The 13,366-nt window shown below is 74.8% G+C and carries 15 protein-coding genes; 11 read left to right on the top strand and 4 right to left on the bottom strand.

The genetic code is table 11. The features are described from left to right. Positions 1-206: 206 nt before the first annotated feature. Both tsaE and ACZ7LB_RS12510 read left to right on the top strand, forming a co-directional pair. Positions 207-731: a tRNA (adenosine(37)-N6)-threonylcarbamoyltransferase complex ATPase subunit type 1 TsaE gene (tsaE, locus tag ACZ7LB_RS12515; protein WP_161227016.1), complete on the top strand. Its 525-nt coding sequence runs from the start codon at positions 207-209 to the stop codon at positions 729-731. 539 nt (positions 732-1,270) lie between these two features. Next, positions 1,271-1,432, top strand: coding sequence for a hypothetical protein (locus ACZ7LB_RS12510; protein ID WP_471467548.1), 162 nt, complete (start codon positions 1,271-1,273; stop codon positions 1,430-1,432). Positions 1,433-1,523: 91 nt separating this feature from the next. Here ACZ7LB_RS12510 and ACZ7LB_RS12505 read toward each other — a convergent pair whose 3' ends face one another. After that, positions 1,524-2,081, bottom strand: coding sequence for a hypothetical protein (locus tag ACZ7LB_RS12505; protein ID WP_471467546.1), 558 nt, complete (start codon positions 2,079-2,081; stop codon positions 1,524-1,526). 166 nt (positions 2,082-2,247) lie between these two features. Between ACZ7LB_RS12505 and tsaB the strand changes: the two genes are divergently transcribed. The 4 genes from tsaB to ACZ7LB_RS12485 all read left to right on the top strand — a co-directional run bounded on the left by tsaB (position 2,248) and on the right by ACZ7LB_RS12485 (position 4,892). Next, positions 2,248-2,901 (top strand): tRNA (adenosine(37)-N6)-threonylcarbamoyltransferase complex dimerization subunit type 1 TsaB, encoded by a 654-nt coding sequence (tsaB, locus tag ACZ7LB_RS12500; RefSeq protein WP_471467544.1) that lies wholly within the window; start codon positions 2,248-2,250, stop codon positions 2,899-2,901. Between the two features lie 77 nt (positions 2,902-2,978). Beyond that, entirely contained in the window at positions 2,979-3,482 is a 504-nt protein-coding gene (gene rimI, locus ACZ7LB_RS12495; protein ID WP_471467633.1) for a ribosomal protein S18-alanine N-acetyltransferase, read from the top strand. Further along, a complete protein-coding gene (tsaD, locus tag ACZ7LB_RS12490; RefSeq protein ID WP_471467542.1) occupies positions 3,475-4,626 on the top strand; it encodes a tRNA (adenosine(37)-N6)-threonylcarbamoyltransferase complex transferase subunit TsaD in 1,152 nt (383 codons plus the stop codon). Before rimI ends, tsaD begins: the two co-directional genes overlap by 8 nt. Continuing rightward, a complete protein-coding gene (locus tag ACZ7LB_RS12485) occupies positions 4,623-4,892 on the top strand; it encodes a hypothetical protein (protein WP_471467540.1) in 270 nt (89 codons plus the stop codon). Before tsaD ends, ACZ7LB_RS12485 begins: the two co-directional genes overlap by 4 nt. Positions 4,893-5,091: 199 nt before the next feature. On the opposite strand, the gene ACZ7LB_RS12480 is transcribed toward ACZ7LB_RS12485, so the two are convergent. Beyond that, positions 5,092-6,276 (bottom strand): class I SAM-dependent methyltransferase, encoded by a 1,185-nt coding sequence (locus ACZ7LB_RS12480; RefSeq protein ID WP_471467538.1) that lies wholly within the window; start codon positions 6,274-6,276, stop codon positions 5,092-5,094. 246 nt (positions 6,277-6,522) lie between these two features. Here ACZ7LB_RS12480 and ACZ7LB_RS12475 point away from each other — a divergent pair, with 246 nt between their 5' ends. The 3 genes from ACZ7LB_RS12475 to groL all read left to right on the top strand — a co-directional run bounded on the left by ACZ7LB_RS12475 (position 6,523) and on the right by groL (position 9,737). Next, complete coding sequence (locus tag ACZ7LB_RS12475; RefSeq protein ID WP_471467536.1) at positions 6,523-7,377, top strand: polysaccharide deacetylase family protein; 855 nt, start codon at positions 6,523-6,525, stop codon at positions 7,375-7,377. Positions 7,378-7,664: 287 nt separating this feature from the next. After that, positions 7,665-7,973, top strand: coding sequence for a co-chaperone GroES (gene groES / locus ACZ7LB_RS12470; RefSeq protein ID WP_053135717.1), 309 nt, complete (start codon positions 7,665-7,667; stop codon positions 7,971-7,973). A gap of 144 nt (positions 7,974-8,117) precedes the next feature. Continuing rightward, entirely contained in the window at positions 8,118-9,737 is a 1,620-nt protein-coding gene (groL, locus tag ACZ7LB_RS12465) for a chaperonin GroEL (protein WP_471467535.1), read from the top strand. A 248-nt stretch (positions 9,738-9,985) separates the two neighbouring features. Here the strand turns inward: groL and ACZ7LB_RS12460 are convergent, their stop codons facing one another. After that, the gene (locus tag ACZ7LB_RS12460; protein ID WP_471467533.1) at positions 9,986-10,759 is read right to left on the bottom strand and encodes an SDR family NAD(P)-dependent oxidoreductase; all 774 of its coding nucleotides are present in this window, start codon (positions 10,757-10,759) and stop codon (positions 9,986-9,988) included. Positions 10,760-11,003: 244 nt separating this feature from the next. On the opposite strand from ACZ7LB_RS12460, the gene ACZ7LB_RS12455 reads away from it, so the two are divergent. Further along, complete coding sequence (locus tag ACZ7LB_RS12455) at positions 11,004-11,915, top strand: LysR family transcriptional regulator (protein WP_471467531.1); 912 nt, start codon at positions 11,004-11,006, stop codon at positions 11,913-11,915. 78 nt (positions 11,916-11,993) lie between these two features. Here the strand turns inward: ACZ7LB_RS12455 and ACZ7LB_RS12450 are convergent, their stop codons facing one another. Then, positions 11,994-12,335: a WhiB family transcriptional regulator gene (locus ACZ7LB_RS12450; RefSeq protein ID WP_471467529.1), complete on the bottom strand. Its 342-nt coding sequence runs from the start codon at positions 12,333-12,335 to the stop codon at positions 11,994-11,996. Positions 12,336-12,716: 381 nt separating this feature from the next. Between ACZ7LB_RS12450 and ACZ7LB_RS12445 the strand changes: the two genes are divergently transcribed. Next, positions 12,717-13,328 (top strand): response regulator transcription factor, encoded by a 612-nt coding sequence (locus tag ACZ7LB_RS12445; RefSeq protein ID WP_003948568.1) that lies wholly within the window; start codon positions 12,717-12,719, stop codon positions 13,326-13,328. Positions 13,329-13,366: the final 38 nt, after the last annotated feature.

Below are 13,366 nucleotides of genomic sequence, written 5' to 3'. Positions count from 1 at the left end.
CGCGGCGCGACCGTGCGGAGGCCGCGCCGGGGCCGGGCGTTCCGGCCGGGCGTACGACGCCGGCGCCGGGGGCGACCGGGCGCGGTCGGCCGTGACGGCGGACGCGTCGGCGCCCGGGGCCGTCCGGGGCCGTACCGGGGACGTCGGCGGCGACGGCCCCCGAGGGCGGGCCGCCGGGCGCCGTCCAGCGGCTACCGTGGGGTGCCATGGAAGCACCCGCAGCACCGTCCGGTCCCGCCGAGCCCGCTCCCGAGGCCGAGATCACCGTCACCTCCCCCGACCGGATGCGGGAGTTCGGCCGCAGGCTGGCCGCCACGCTGCGCGCCGGTGACCTGCTGATGCTCAGCGGGGAGCTGGGTGCGGGCAAGACCACCCTGACCCGGGGGATCGGCGAGGGCCTCGGGGTGCGCGGCGCCGTCACCTCCCCGACCTTCGTGATCGCCCGGGTGCACCCGCCGCTCGGCGACGGTCCGCCGCTCGTCCACGTCGACGCCTACCGGCTGTCCGGGGGGCTCGACGAGATGGAGGACCTCGACCTGGACGTCTCCCTGGCCGACTCGGTCATCGTGGTCGAGTGGGGCGAGGGCAAGGTGGAGGAGCTGACCGAGGACCGGCTCCAGCTCACCATCCACCGCGCCGTGGGCGACACCACCGACGAGGTGCGGCGGGTGACCCTCAAGGGCGTCGGCGCCCGCTGGACCGGGGCCGACCTGGACGCCCTCACCGGCTGAGCGTTCCCGCGCCGGTACGGACCCGGGCGTACCGGCGGGGTACCGGTTCGCACCGTACGCCCGGTGCTTCAGGTGCTCCCCGCGCCGCTACGACCCGTGTCGCTCGCCGCCGTCCCGTCCCGTACCGCCTGCCCGCGCCCGGGAGCGCGTCCGGCCCGGCCCGAACGGCGCCGGTCCGCGCCGTTCGCCGCGGGTCCGTTCCGCGCGCCCGTCCGGCGTCCGTTCGCCCCGGGGCCGCCCCGCTTCCGCCGGCCCCACCGGGAGCGGGTGATCCTGCCCCGTGTCCCCGTGTCCCCGTGTCCCCGTGTCGCCGTGTCCCCGTGTCGCCGTGTCCCCGTGTCGCCGTGCCCCGTGACGCGCTGGGCGTTCCGGCGTGCCCGGCCGTCCCGGACCGGCCGGTGGCGGCGCGCCGGCCCACCGGGTTTCCGACATGGTGTCGGAAAAGTGTTGCCTTCGGCCTTCCCCCCGTGGTCACATGGTGTCCGGGCCGTGGTTAGGCACGCCTAACCAGGATGGCCCCCGAGCCCCAGGAGGCGTCCATGCCGGAGACCAGGGACCCGTCGCGCACCGCCCCCGCGGTGTCCATGAAGGAACTGCTCGCGGCCGGTGCCGCCGCGGCGGCCGTCTCGACCCCGCCGCCCGCGCCCGGGCCGATGCCGAGCCCGTCGGTGTCACCGGAGCGCCGCCGCGAGGCCGCCTGACCGCGCACCCCCGTCCGCCCGTTCCGCCCCGCCCGCCGCGGACCCCGCGCGGACCCGCCCCGCCCGTTCCGCGGCCGGGTCCGCCGCGCGGTCAGCGGATCACGACCACCGGGCGGCCGATCGTCGCGAACTCCCACATGGCGTCGCCGTCCGCCCGGGACTCCCGGATGCCGCCGGTCGGCGCCGACAGGTCGGGCTCGGGCGGCTCGTCGTCCACGGCCGCGCTGAACCCGATGACCACCCCGTCGACCGCGGTGAACCGCACCACGTGCTCGATCGGGACGCCGTCCGTGCCGATCACCCGGTTCGAACGGGACGTCACCGCGTAGTCGCCCGGTGCCGGGTCGACCGCGCCGGGGGTCACCCGGAAGGTGCGCCGGGCCGCGCCGTCCGCGCCGACCAGCCAGACCCGGTCGTCGTCCACCGAGTACACGACCCGTTCACCCGTTCCGGACCGCGCGGGCAGCGCCTCCGGGTGACGCCGGTCGCGCGGCGCCTTGACGGCGCCGGGGGCGGGCGAGCCCGACGCCCGCGGCCGGGTGGCGGGGGGCTCGGGCGCCTCCGCCGCCGCGCGGTAGGCGAGCGTGCCCACCGTCACCAGGGCCGCCGTGGTGAGTGCGGCCACGAATCCGGCGCTGCTGGCTGCCACTGGCGACCACCCCGTCGTCCTGTCCCGTGCGTCCCGGGCGCCGCGCGCGCCCCGCGGGTCCGGGGCACTCCGGACGCCGTACGCGTTCCGTGGAGCGACGGTAGCAGTCCGTGACGGCCGCTCCCGGCCGTCCGACACGGGCGCCGCGGCGCCGTACGCTGTTCGCGTGCTCTTGCTCGCTCTGGATACCGCCACGCCCGCCGTGACCGTCGCGCTGCACGACGGCACGGACGTCATCGCCTCGTCGAGCCAGGTGGACGCGCGCCGCCACGGTGAGCTGCTGCTGCCCGCCGTCGACCGGGTGCTCTCCGAGGCCGGTCTGCGGCTGGGCGCCGTCACCGGCGTCGTCGCCGGGACCGGTCCCGGCCCGTACACCGGGCTGCGCGTCGGCCTGATGACGGCGGACGCCTTCGGGCTCGCGCTCGGCGTGCCCGTGTACGGCGTGTGCACCCTGGACGGCCTGGCCCGCGCCGCCGACCTGGAGGGCCCCTTCGTGGTGGCGACCGACGCCCGCCGCAAGGAGGTCTACTGGGCCCGGTACGCCGACTCCCGCACCCGTCTGACCGACCCGGCCGTCGACCGCCCCGCCGACATCGCGGAGCGGGTGGCCGGGCTCCCCGCCGTCGGCGCCGGAGCCCTGCTGTACCCGGACACCTTCCCCCGGGCCCACGAACCCGAGCACGTCTCCGCCGCCGCGCTGGCCCGCCTCGCCGTCGAGCGGCTCGCGGCGGGGGAGGAGCTGCCCGCGCCCCGGCCGCTCTACCTGCGGCGGCCGGACGCCCAGGTCCCCAAGAACTACAAGGTGGTCACCCCCAAGTGACGGCACCCGAACCCGGCCCCGCCGCCGGACCCGTCCCCGAGCCCGAGCCCCCGCCCGGCCCCGCCGCCCTGCGCGAGATGCGCTGGTGGGACATCGACGCGGTGCTCCTGCTGGAGCGCGAGCTGTTCCCGGAGGACGCCTGGTCGCGGGGGATGTTCTGGTCCGAGCTGGCGCACGCGCGCGGTCCGGCGGCCACCCGCCGCTATCTGGTCGCCGAGGCCGACGGCCGGATCGTCGGCTACGCGGGCCTCGTCGCCTCCGGCGACCAGGGCGACGTGCAGACCATCGCCGTGGCCCGCGAGCGCTGGGGCACCGGGCTGGGCGCCCGGCTGCTGACCGAGCTGCTGCGGGCCGCCACCGCCTTCGAGTGCGCCGAGGTGATGCTGGAGTGCCGGGTGGACAACACCCGCGCCCAGCGGCTCTACGAGCGCTTCGGCTTCGAGGCCATCGGCTTCCGCCGCGGCTACTACCAGCCGGGCAACGTGGACGCCCTGGTCATGCGCCTGACCGATCCGTCCGCCTCCGTGGCGGGTACCGACCCCCTGCCGGGAACCGAGCGAGGAACCGAGATCAATGGCTGACGAACCCCTGGTCCTGGGGATCGAGACCTCCTGCGACGAGACCGGCGTCGGTGTCGTCCGCGGCACCACCCTGCTGGCCGACGCGGTCGCCTCCAGCGTCGACGAACACGCCCGGTTCGGCGGGGTCGTCCCGGAGGTGGCGAGCCGCGCCCACCTGGAGGCGATGGTCCCCACCATCGACCGCGCGCTGAAGGAGGCGGGCGTCAGCGCCCGCGACCTGGACGGCATCTCGGTCACCGCCGGTCCCGGCCTCGCCGGCGCCCTCCTGGTCGGAGTCTCGGCCGCCAAGGCGTACGCCTACGCCCTCGGCAAGCCCCTCTACGGCGTCAACCACCTCGCCTCGCACATCTGCGTCGACCAGCTGGAGCACGGCCCGCTGCCCGAGCCCACGATGGCGCTGCTGGTCTCCGGCGGGCACTCCTCGCTGCTGCTCTCCACGGACATCACCGCCGACGTCCGCCCGCTCGGTGCCACCATCGACGACGCGGCCGGCGAGGCCTTCGACAAGGTCGCCCGGGTGCTGAACCTGGGCTTCCCCGGCGGCCCCGTCATCGACCGGTACGCGCGCGAGGGCGACCCGGGCGCCATCGCCTTCCCGCGCGGGCTGACCGGGCCGCGCGACGCCCCGTACGACTTCTCCTTCTCCGGCCTCAAGACGGCCGTGGCCCGCTGGATCGAGGCCCGGCGGGCGGCGGGGGAGGAGGTGCCGGTGCGCGACGTGTCGGCGTCCTTCCAGGAGGCCGTGGTGGACGTGCTGACCCGCAAGGCCGTGCGGGCCTGCAAGGACAACGGCGTCGACCACCTGATGATCGGCGGCGGGGTCGCCGCCAACTCCCGGCTGCGGGAGCTGGCGCGGGAGCGCTGCGAGGCGGCGGGCATCCGGCTGCGGGTGCCGCGCCCCAAGCTGTGCACGGACAACGGCGCGATGGTGGCCGCGCTCGGCGCCGAGATGGTCGCCCGGGGCCGGTCCGCCTCCGACTGGGACCTGTCGGCGGACTCCTCCCTGCCGGTGACCGACCCGCACGTCCCGGGGAGCGGCCACGGCCACGGCCACGGCCATGACCACGGGCACGGGCACGGGCACGAGCACGGGCATGGCCACGACCATGTGCACGAGGTCAGCAAGGAGAACCTGTACCCGTGACCGTCGCGCTGATGTGGGAGGCGCGGGCCGTGCCCGGCCGGGGCGGGGAGCTGCTGGAGTGGGCGCGCTCGCGTGACCTCGACGCCGTGCCCCTGCGCCGGGAGACCCTGCGCGCGCCCCAGGACCGGGTCCTCGTCATCACCTGGTGGGACGCCCCGTACGACGCCGAACTGCCGGAGCTGCCCGAACCGGCGGCCGAGCTGGTCACCCGGCCGGTGCACCGCTGGCGCTTCGAGTCGGTGGGGGTGACCGGGCCGGAGCGGTGAGCGGTACGGCACCGGGGCGGTGAGGGCCACGGGGCCGGAGCCGCCCGCTCCTCGCGGGCCGGTGCCGTTCCCTCCTCGTGGCTCGGGGCCGCCCCTTTCGCCGTGGGCCGGGGCCGCCTCCTCGTCGTACGGCCGCACCCGGTCCCCCGGTCCCCCGTCCCGGCGGGCCGGACGGCGCGGGCGGGGGCCGCCCGCCCGCTCACCGGGCCGGGTGGCCCAGCAGCATCGTGGGGGCGCCCGCGACCCGGGTGAGGAAGACCGTCGCCGCGTTCGGCCCCTGGGGGCGGACCTTGCGGCGCAGCTCCTCCGGCTCCACCGCCGAGCCCCGCTTCTTCACCGTCAGCGTGCCGACCTCCCGCTCCCGGAGCAGCGCCCTGAGCCGCTTCACATGGAACGGCATCCGGTCGGTGATCTCGTAGGCCGTCGCGTAGGGCGTGGGCCGCAGCTCGTCCGCCGTGACGTAGGCGATGGTCGCGTCCAGCAGCCCGCCGCCGACCCGTTCGGCCACGTCGGCCACCAGATGGGCGCGGATGACGGCGCCGTCGGGCTCGTACAGGTAGCGGCCGGGCTCGCGGACCGGCGGGTCGGGCAGGCCGGCGCCGACGAGGGTGCGGGGGCCCGGCAGCAGCGTGGCCCGCACGGTGCCCGGCGCCGTGCCGAACCACAGCACCGCCTCCTTGACGTCACCGCCGTCGGAGATCCACTCGGCCTCGGCGTCCTCGGGCACCACCTCGTGGGGGATGCCGGGCGCGACCTTCAGCGCGGCGGCGACCGGGGCCCGGCGGGCCGCCCCCACCGCCCAGGACAGCGGCGGCGAGTACGCCTCGGGGTCGAAGATCCGCCCGCCCGTCCCGCGGCCGCCGCGCCCGCCGCGCCGCGCCGGGTCCACGAACACCGCGTCGTACCCGGTGGTGTCGACCTCCGTCACGTCCGCCTCGCGCACCTCGACCAGTCCGTCCAGCCCCAGCGCCTCGGCGTTGGCGCGGGCCGCCGCCGCGGTCACCGGGTCGCGGTCCACCGCGAGCACCCGGATGCCCGCGCGGGCCAGCGCGATCGCGTCGCCGCCGATCCCGCAGCACAGGTCGGCCACCGAGGCCACGCCCAGCTCGCGCAGCCGCCCGGCGCGGTGCGCGGCCACGCCGGCCCGGGTCGACTGCTCGACCCCGTCGGGTGTGAAGAACATCCGCCCGGCGTCCTCGGCCCCGAACTTCGCCGCCGCCCGCTGCCGCAGCCGCGCCTGTCCGAGCGCCGCCGACACCAGCTCGGCCGGGTGGGTGCGGCGCAGCCGGGTGGCCACGGCCAGCTCGTGCGCGGGATCGGTGTCGCGGACCTCGTCGAGGAGGGCGCGGCCTTCGGGGGAGCGGAGGGCGTCGAGCTGGTTCACCGGGACATTGTGGGCCAGTCGGTGGACGGTCCGCTCCCGGCGCGGTGTCGGACCGGGTCCGCGGGCCGGGGACTGCGAGCATGCCGCACTATGCACGAAGTCGTACAAACAGATAAAAAGCGGATGCCGGGGAGAGGGCCGTCATGGTCGCTTCGGGCAACCTCCTCCGGGTCCCGGACGCCCCGCGCGCCCCGTCCCCTCGGTGCCGCCCGCGCCCGCCGTGCCGCCCGCGGCGGCCTGGTCCTCGTGGCCGCCGCCGCCCTGGGCGCCGGCTGCGCGCAGGGCGGGGACCCTCCCGGGGTGCGGGGCGCCGCGGGGCAGCAGCCGCTCCAGGCGCCCCCGGCCCGCGCCCTCGACTCCTACGCCGCCAAGCTGCGCGCGGCCCAGGCGGCCAGGGTCGCCGCCGCCCGGCGGTGGAAGCTGGCGGCGGTACCGCTCGCCGCGCCGCCGCCCCCGGCGGAGAAGCCCCGGATCACGGCCCGCGAGGGCTTCGAGGTGGACGGGCAGGAGGACCTGCCGCCGGTCTTCACCACCGTCCCCACCGAGGAGAAGGTCGTCTTCCTCACCATCGACGACGGCGCCGAGAAGGACCCGGCGTTCCTGCGCATGATGAGCGAGCTGAAGGTCCCGTACACCGTCTTCCTCACCGACAAGGAGATCAAGGACGACTACGGCTACTTCACCGGCATGCGGGACACCGGGGTCACCCTCAACAACCACACCCTGACCCACCCGTACCTCCCCGCCCTCTCCTACGCGGAGCAGAGGCGGGAGATCTGCGGGATGCAGGACGTGATCGAGAAGCGGTACGGCACCCGCCCCGCCCTCTTCCGCCCGCCCTACGGCAACTACAACCGCGACACCCTGCGCGCCGCCCGGTCCTGCGGCATCCGGTACGCGCCCATCTGGAACGAGGAGGTCTACGTCGACCACTGGGAGTACCGCGAGTGGGACCAGGACCTGCACCCCGGTGACATCGTCCTCACCCACTTCCGGGGGCGCGGGGACTGGGACGGCACGATGACCGACCTGGCCCGCCGCTTTCTCGACCGGATCACCGCCGAGGGATACGCCGTGGCCCGGCTGGAGGACTACCTGTGACCCGTGCCGGCCGAGCCCCGCGCGCCGGCGCCCGGGACGGCGCCCGGGGGCCGTCCGCCGGGGGCGCGCGGAGGGGCGGCGGGCGCCGGGAAATCCCGCGACGCGCCGCGTCCACTGGCACTCCGCTTGACCGAGTGCTAATCCCGGTCATAGTCTCGGCTCTGGCACTCCCCCCTGGAGAGTGCCAACAAAGCGACGGGCAGGTCCGGCACCCGCGACGACGGATCCACCTGGTCGCCACCTCAGACAGTTAACCCCGTGAGATCTCCGAAGGGGGAGGTCGGATCGTGACGACCACCAGCTCCAAGGTTGCCATCAAGCCGCTCGAGGACCGCATTGTGGTCCAGCCGCTCGACGCCGAGCAGACCACGGCTTCGGGCCTGGTCATTCCGGACACCGCCAAGGAGAAGCCCCAGGAGGGCGTCGTCCTGGCCGTGGGCCCGGGCCGCTTCGAGGACGGCAACCGTCTTCCGCTCGACGTCTCCGTCGGTGACGTCGTGCTCTACAGCAAGTACGGCGGCACCGAGGTGAAGTACAACGGCGAGGAGTACCTCGTCCTCTCGGCCCGCGACGTGCTCGCGATCATCGAGAAGTAGGACGCAGGCCGGGTCCGCCCCGGCACCGCCGACTCACCTCGGCCCCTGCCTCAGCTGCGCCCCTGGCACCCGCGAACGATAAGAAGCCGGGCGTCGGGGGCGCAGTCAGTTTTCCCCGGATTACGGAAGAGGGCTCACGCTCCCATGGCGAAGATCCTGAAGTTCGACGAGGACGCCCGTCGCGCCCTTGAGCGCGGCGTCAACAAGCTCGCCGACACGGTCAAGGTGACCATCGGCCCCAAGGGCCGCAACGTCGTCATCGACAAGAAGTTCGGCGCCCCGACCATCACCAACGACGGCGTCACCATCGCCCGTGAGGTGGAGATCGAGGACCCGTACGAGAACCTCGGCGCCCAGCTCGTCAAGGAGGTCGCGACCAAGACCAACGACGTCGCGGGTGACGGTACGACCACCGCGACCGTGCTGGCCCAGGCGCTGGTCCGCGAGGGTCTGAGGAACGTCGCCGCCGGTGCCTCCCCGGCGCTGCTGAAGAAGGGCATCGACGCGGCCGTCGCCGCCGTGTCCGAGGACCTCCTCGCCACCGCCCGTCCGATCGACGAGAAGTCCGACATCGCCGCCGTGGCCGCGCTGTCCGCCCAGGACCAGCAGGTCGGCGAGCTGATCGCCGAGGCCATGGACAAGGTCGGCAAGGACGGTGTCATCACCGTCGAGGAGTCCAACACCTTCGGCCTGGAGCTGGACTTCACCGAGGGCATGGCCTTCGACAAGGGTTACCTGTCGCCGTACTTCGTGACGGACCAGGAGCGCATGGAAGCCGTCCTGGAGGACCCCTACATCCTCATCAACCAGGGCAAGGTCTCCTCCATCACGGACCTGCTGCCGCTGCTGGAGAAGGTCATCCAGGCCAACTCCTCGAAGCCGCTGCTGATCATCGCCGAGGACGTCGAGGGCGAGGCCCTGTCCACGCTGGTCGTCAACAAGATCCGCGGCACCTTCAACGCCGTCGCGGTGAAGGCCCCCGGCTTCGGCGACCGCCGCAAGGCGATGCTCCAGGACATGGCCGTCCTCACCGGCGCCACCGTCATCTCCGAGGAGGTCGGCCTCAAGCTCGACCAGGTCGGTCTGGACGTGCTGGGCTCCGCCCGCCGCATCACCGTCACCAAGGACGACACCACCATCGTCGACGGTGCCGGCAAGAAGGACGAGGTCCAGGGCCGCGTCGCGCAGATCAAGGCCGAGATCGAGGCCACGGACTCCGACTGGGACCGCGAGAAGCTCCAGGAGCGCCTCGCCAAGCTGGCCGGCGGCGTGTGCGTGATCAAGGTCGGCGCCGCCACCGAGGTGGAGCTGAAGGAGCGCAAGCACCGTCTGGAGGACGCCATCTCCGCGACCCGCGCCGCGGTCGAGGAGGGCATCGTCTCCGGTGGCGGCTCCGCCCTGGTCCACGCCGTCAAGGTGCTGGAGGGCAACCTCGGCAAGACCGGCGACGAGGCCACCGGTGTCTCCGTCGTCCGCCGTGCCGCCGTCGAGCCGCTGCGCTGGATCGCCGAGAACGCCGGCCTGGAGGGCTACGTCATCGTCTCCAAGGTGGCGGAGCTGGAGAAGGGCAGCGGCTACAACGCCGCCACCGGTGAGTACGGCGACCTGGTCAAGGCCGGCGTCATCGACCCGGTGAAGGTCACGCGCTCCGCCCTGGAGAACGCCGCCTCCATCGCCTCCCTCCTGCTGACGACCGAGACCCTGGTCGTCGAGAAGAAGGAAGAGGAAGAGCCGGCCGCCGCGGGCCACGGCCACGCCCACTGAGCACCGCGCCGAACGCCCGACGGTGCCCGGCACCCCCGCTTTCCCGGGGGCGCCGGGCACCGTCGCGTTCCCGGGGGCCGGGCGTCGGGAGCCCCGGGCCCTACGGCGTCCCGCCGCCCGACGGCCGCGTTCCGCCCGCCCGACGGCCCCGGCGCCCGCGCCCGGCCCGCCCGCGTCCCCTCCGGTCGGCGTGCCCCGCGCCCGCCCGGCCGCCGGCACCGGGCCGGTGCGGCCGGTCCGCCCCCGCGCTAGCGCGGCCCGTACTTGCGTCCCGTCACCGAGGACAGCCCGCCCAGCATGCCGCGCGGCACCAGCTTCGTCGCCCCCATCAGCGCCTTGTAGCGGGGGTCCGGGATCGACAGGGACTTGCCGCGGGCCAGGTCCGCCAGCGCGGCCGAGACCAGCTTGTCGGCGTCCAGCCACATCCAGTTCGGGATGCTGTCCGTGCCCATCCCGGCGCGCTCGTGGAACTCCGTGCGCACGAAGCCGGGGCACAGCGCCATCAGCCGCACCCCGCTCCCGGCCAGGTCCCGGGCCGCCCCCTGGGTGAACTGCACGACCCACGCCTTGGACGCGCCGTAGGTGCCGCGCGGGACGAACGCCGCGACCGAGGCCACGTTGACCACGTCGCCCCGGCCCCGCTCCCGCATCGCCTCGGCCGCCGCCGCCGTCAGCCGCAGCACCGCCTCGCAGTGCACCCTCAGCATCCGCAGCTCGTCGGCCATCGGGACGTCGAGGAAACGCCCCTTGTTGCCGAAACCGGCGTTGTTGACCAGCAGGTCGACCGGGTCGCGGCGCTCGCCCAGCCGGGCCGCCACCGCCTCGATCCCCTCGTCCCCGGCGAGGTCCGCCACCAGCACCTCCGCCTCGATGCCGTGCCGGTCGTGCAGCTCCGTCGCCTGCTCCCGGAGCCGCTTGACATCCCGGGCCACCAGCACCAGGTCGTGCCCCTCGGCAGCCAGCCGTCGCGCGAACGCGGCGCCGATGCCCGCCGTCGCTCCCGTAATCAATGCCGTTGTCATGGCGCAAGGTTATGGTCCCGGCCACCCGGGCACGCCCCCGCTCCACCGGGCCTCCGGCCCGTGAAGACCGGGTGAACGCTCCGGCGCACGCCCCCACCTGCCCGGAATCACCGCCGCCACGGACCGCGGCCCGCGCCGCACCGGCCCGCCCGCCACCGGATCGCGCCACCCGGGCCCGTCCCGCGGGGCAAAGCGGCGGAGCGGGGCCCGGCGGATGCCCAAAGCTCCGCTTATCCTTGGTGGTGTGATCGAGGCCCGTCATCTCCGCGTCCTGCGCGCCGTGGCGTCCACCGGCTCCTTCTCCGCCGCGGGACGCGAACTGGGCTGCACCCAGCCCGCCGTCAGCCAGCAGATGAAGGCCCTGGAGACCTCCGTCGGCACCCCCCTCCTGGTGCGCAACGGGCGCGAGATGCGGCTGACCCAGGCCGGCGAGGCCCTGGTGCGGCACGCCTCCGGCATCCTGGCCGGGCTGACCGCCGCCGAGGAGGAGGTCGCCGCCATCGCCGGGCTGCGCGCCGGGCGGGTCCGCCTGGTCTCCTTCCCCAGCGGCAGCTCCACCCTCGTCCCCACCGCCCTCGCCGCCCTGCGCGCCGCGCACCCCGGCACCCGGGTCTTCCTGGAGGAGGCGGAGCCCCCGAGGTCCGTCGCCCTGCTCCGGGAGGGCGACTGCGACCTGGCCCTCGCCTTCCGCTACGAGGGGGCGGCGGGCGCCGAGGAGTGGGACGACCTCGTCGTCCGGCCCCTGCTGGCCGACCGGCTGGTGGCCCTGGTGCCCGAGCACCACCCGCTGGCGGGCGCCGGGTCCGTCGCCATCGGCGAGCTGGCCGGGGAGCCCTGGATCGCGGGCTGCCCGCGCTGCCGGGGCCAGCTCGTCGAGGTCTGCGAGGGGGCCGGCTTCACCCCCCGCATCGACTTCGCCACCGACGACTACCCGGCCGTGGTCGGCCTGGTCGGAGCCGGTCTCGGGGTCGCCGTGCTGCCCCAGCTCGCGGTGGACTCCGTGCGGCCCCGGGGCGCGCGCACCGTCGCGCTGGAGCCGGAGGTGCGGCGGCAGATCGTCGCGCTCACCCTGCCGGACCTGGCGCAGGTGCCGGCGGTGGCGGCGACGCTGGAGCAACTGGGCCGGGCGGCCGGGGGCCTCGTCCAGGCACCCTGACGTCCCGGACCGTCCGCCCGGGGTCGGGCTCCGGTACCGGAGAAACGTTCCTTCAGAGAAGTGCGGCCGGTGGTCCGGTCAATGCGGGTGCGCCGCGGCGTCGCCGCCGCCGTGCGCCGGTGCCGAGGTGGCGACCAGCCGGTGCCGCGCCCGGCCCATCAGCTCCTCGCGCTCGTCCTCGGTCAGTCCGCCCCAGACCCCGTACGGCTCGCGCACGGCCAGCGCGTGCGCCGCGCACTCGGCGCGCACCGGGCATCTCATGCAGACCTCCTTGGCGGAGTTCTCACGGGCGCTGCGCGCCGTGCCCCGCTCCCCCTCCGGATGGAAGAAGAGCGAGCTGTCCACCCCGCGGCACGCTGCCAGGAGCTGCCAGTCCCACAGGTCCGCGTTCGGTCCGGGAAGGCGGGAGAAATCTGCCATTGCGTGACCCCTTGTAGCCGATATGGGTGGATACCGTGCTCGCGACCGTACAACTACGATCTAAGGAGATGAAAATATGACTCATTGCGAATCTAGCCGCAGACACCGCCGAAGAGGAAGAAAAACGGCTGAATGGGGCATGGGTTGTGATGAAAGCGGGTGGGTTGGCCGTGTGCGTCTGCGGCGTATCCGGCCCCTCACGTAGAGTGTCGAAGTCGACGCACAGCCCCGTAACTCTTTCGGGTGACCATCGTTGAGAGTGCGGAGGCGGTTGAAGGAACCACGTGCTCGGGCGGGCGTCCGAGGCGGTCGACCGCACAGGTGACGATTCGTACCAGCCTGGAGGCTCAACGTGACGCGCATTTGCTGCGGAGGACGGCCATGACTTCCGTCCTCGTCTGCGACGACTCCCCGCTTGCCCGAGAGGCGCTGCGCCGCGCGGTCGCGACCGTGCCCGGCGTCGAGCGCGTGACGACGGCCGCCAACGGCGAGGAAGTCCTCCGCCGCTGGGGAGCCGACCGCTCGGACCTGATCCTGATGGACGTGCGCATGCCCGGCCTGGGCGGCGTCGAGACCGTCCGGCGGCTGCTGTCCGCCGACCCCGGCGCGCGCATCATCATGCTCACCGTCGCCGAGGACCTGGACGGCGTGGCCCTCGCGGTCGCCGCCGGTGCCCGCGGCTATCTGCACAAGGACGCCTCGCGCGCCGAGCTGCGCGCCACCGTGACCCAGGCGCTCGCCGACCCGACCTGGCGGCTGGCCCCGCGCCGGCTGCGCTCCGCCGAGATGGGCGCCGCGCCCACGCTCACCGCGCGGGAGATCCAGGTGCTGGAGGGCATGAGCCACGGCCGCTCCAACGCCGAGATCGGCCGCGAGCTGTTCCTCTCCGAGGACACCGTCAAGACCCACGCCCGGCGGCTCTTCAAGAAGCTCGGCGCCTCCGACCGCGCGCACGCGGTCGCGCTCGGCTTCCGCTGGGGCCTCGTCCGTTAGGGAACCCCGTGTGGCGCAGGCCCGACGGGCCCGTCGGG

Source organism: Streptomyces sp. NPDC107521, from assembly GCF_055598485.1.
Note: the sequence above shows the minus strand (reverse complement) of the source record. Positions and strands in the feature narration are given on the sequence as shown.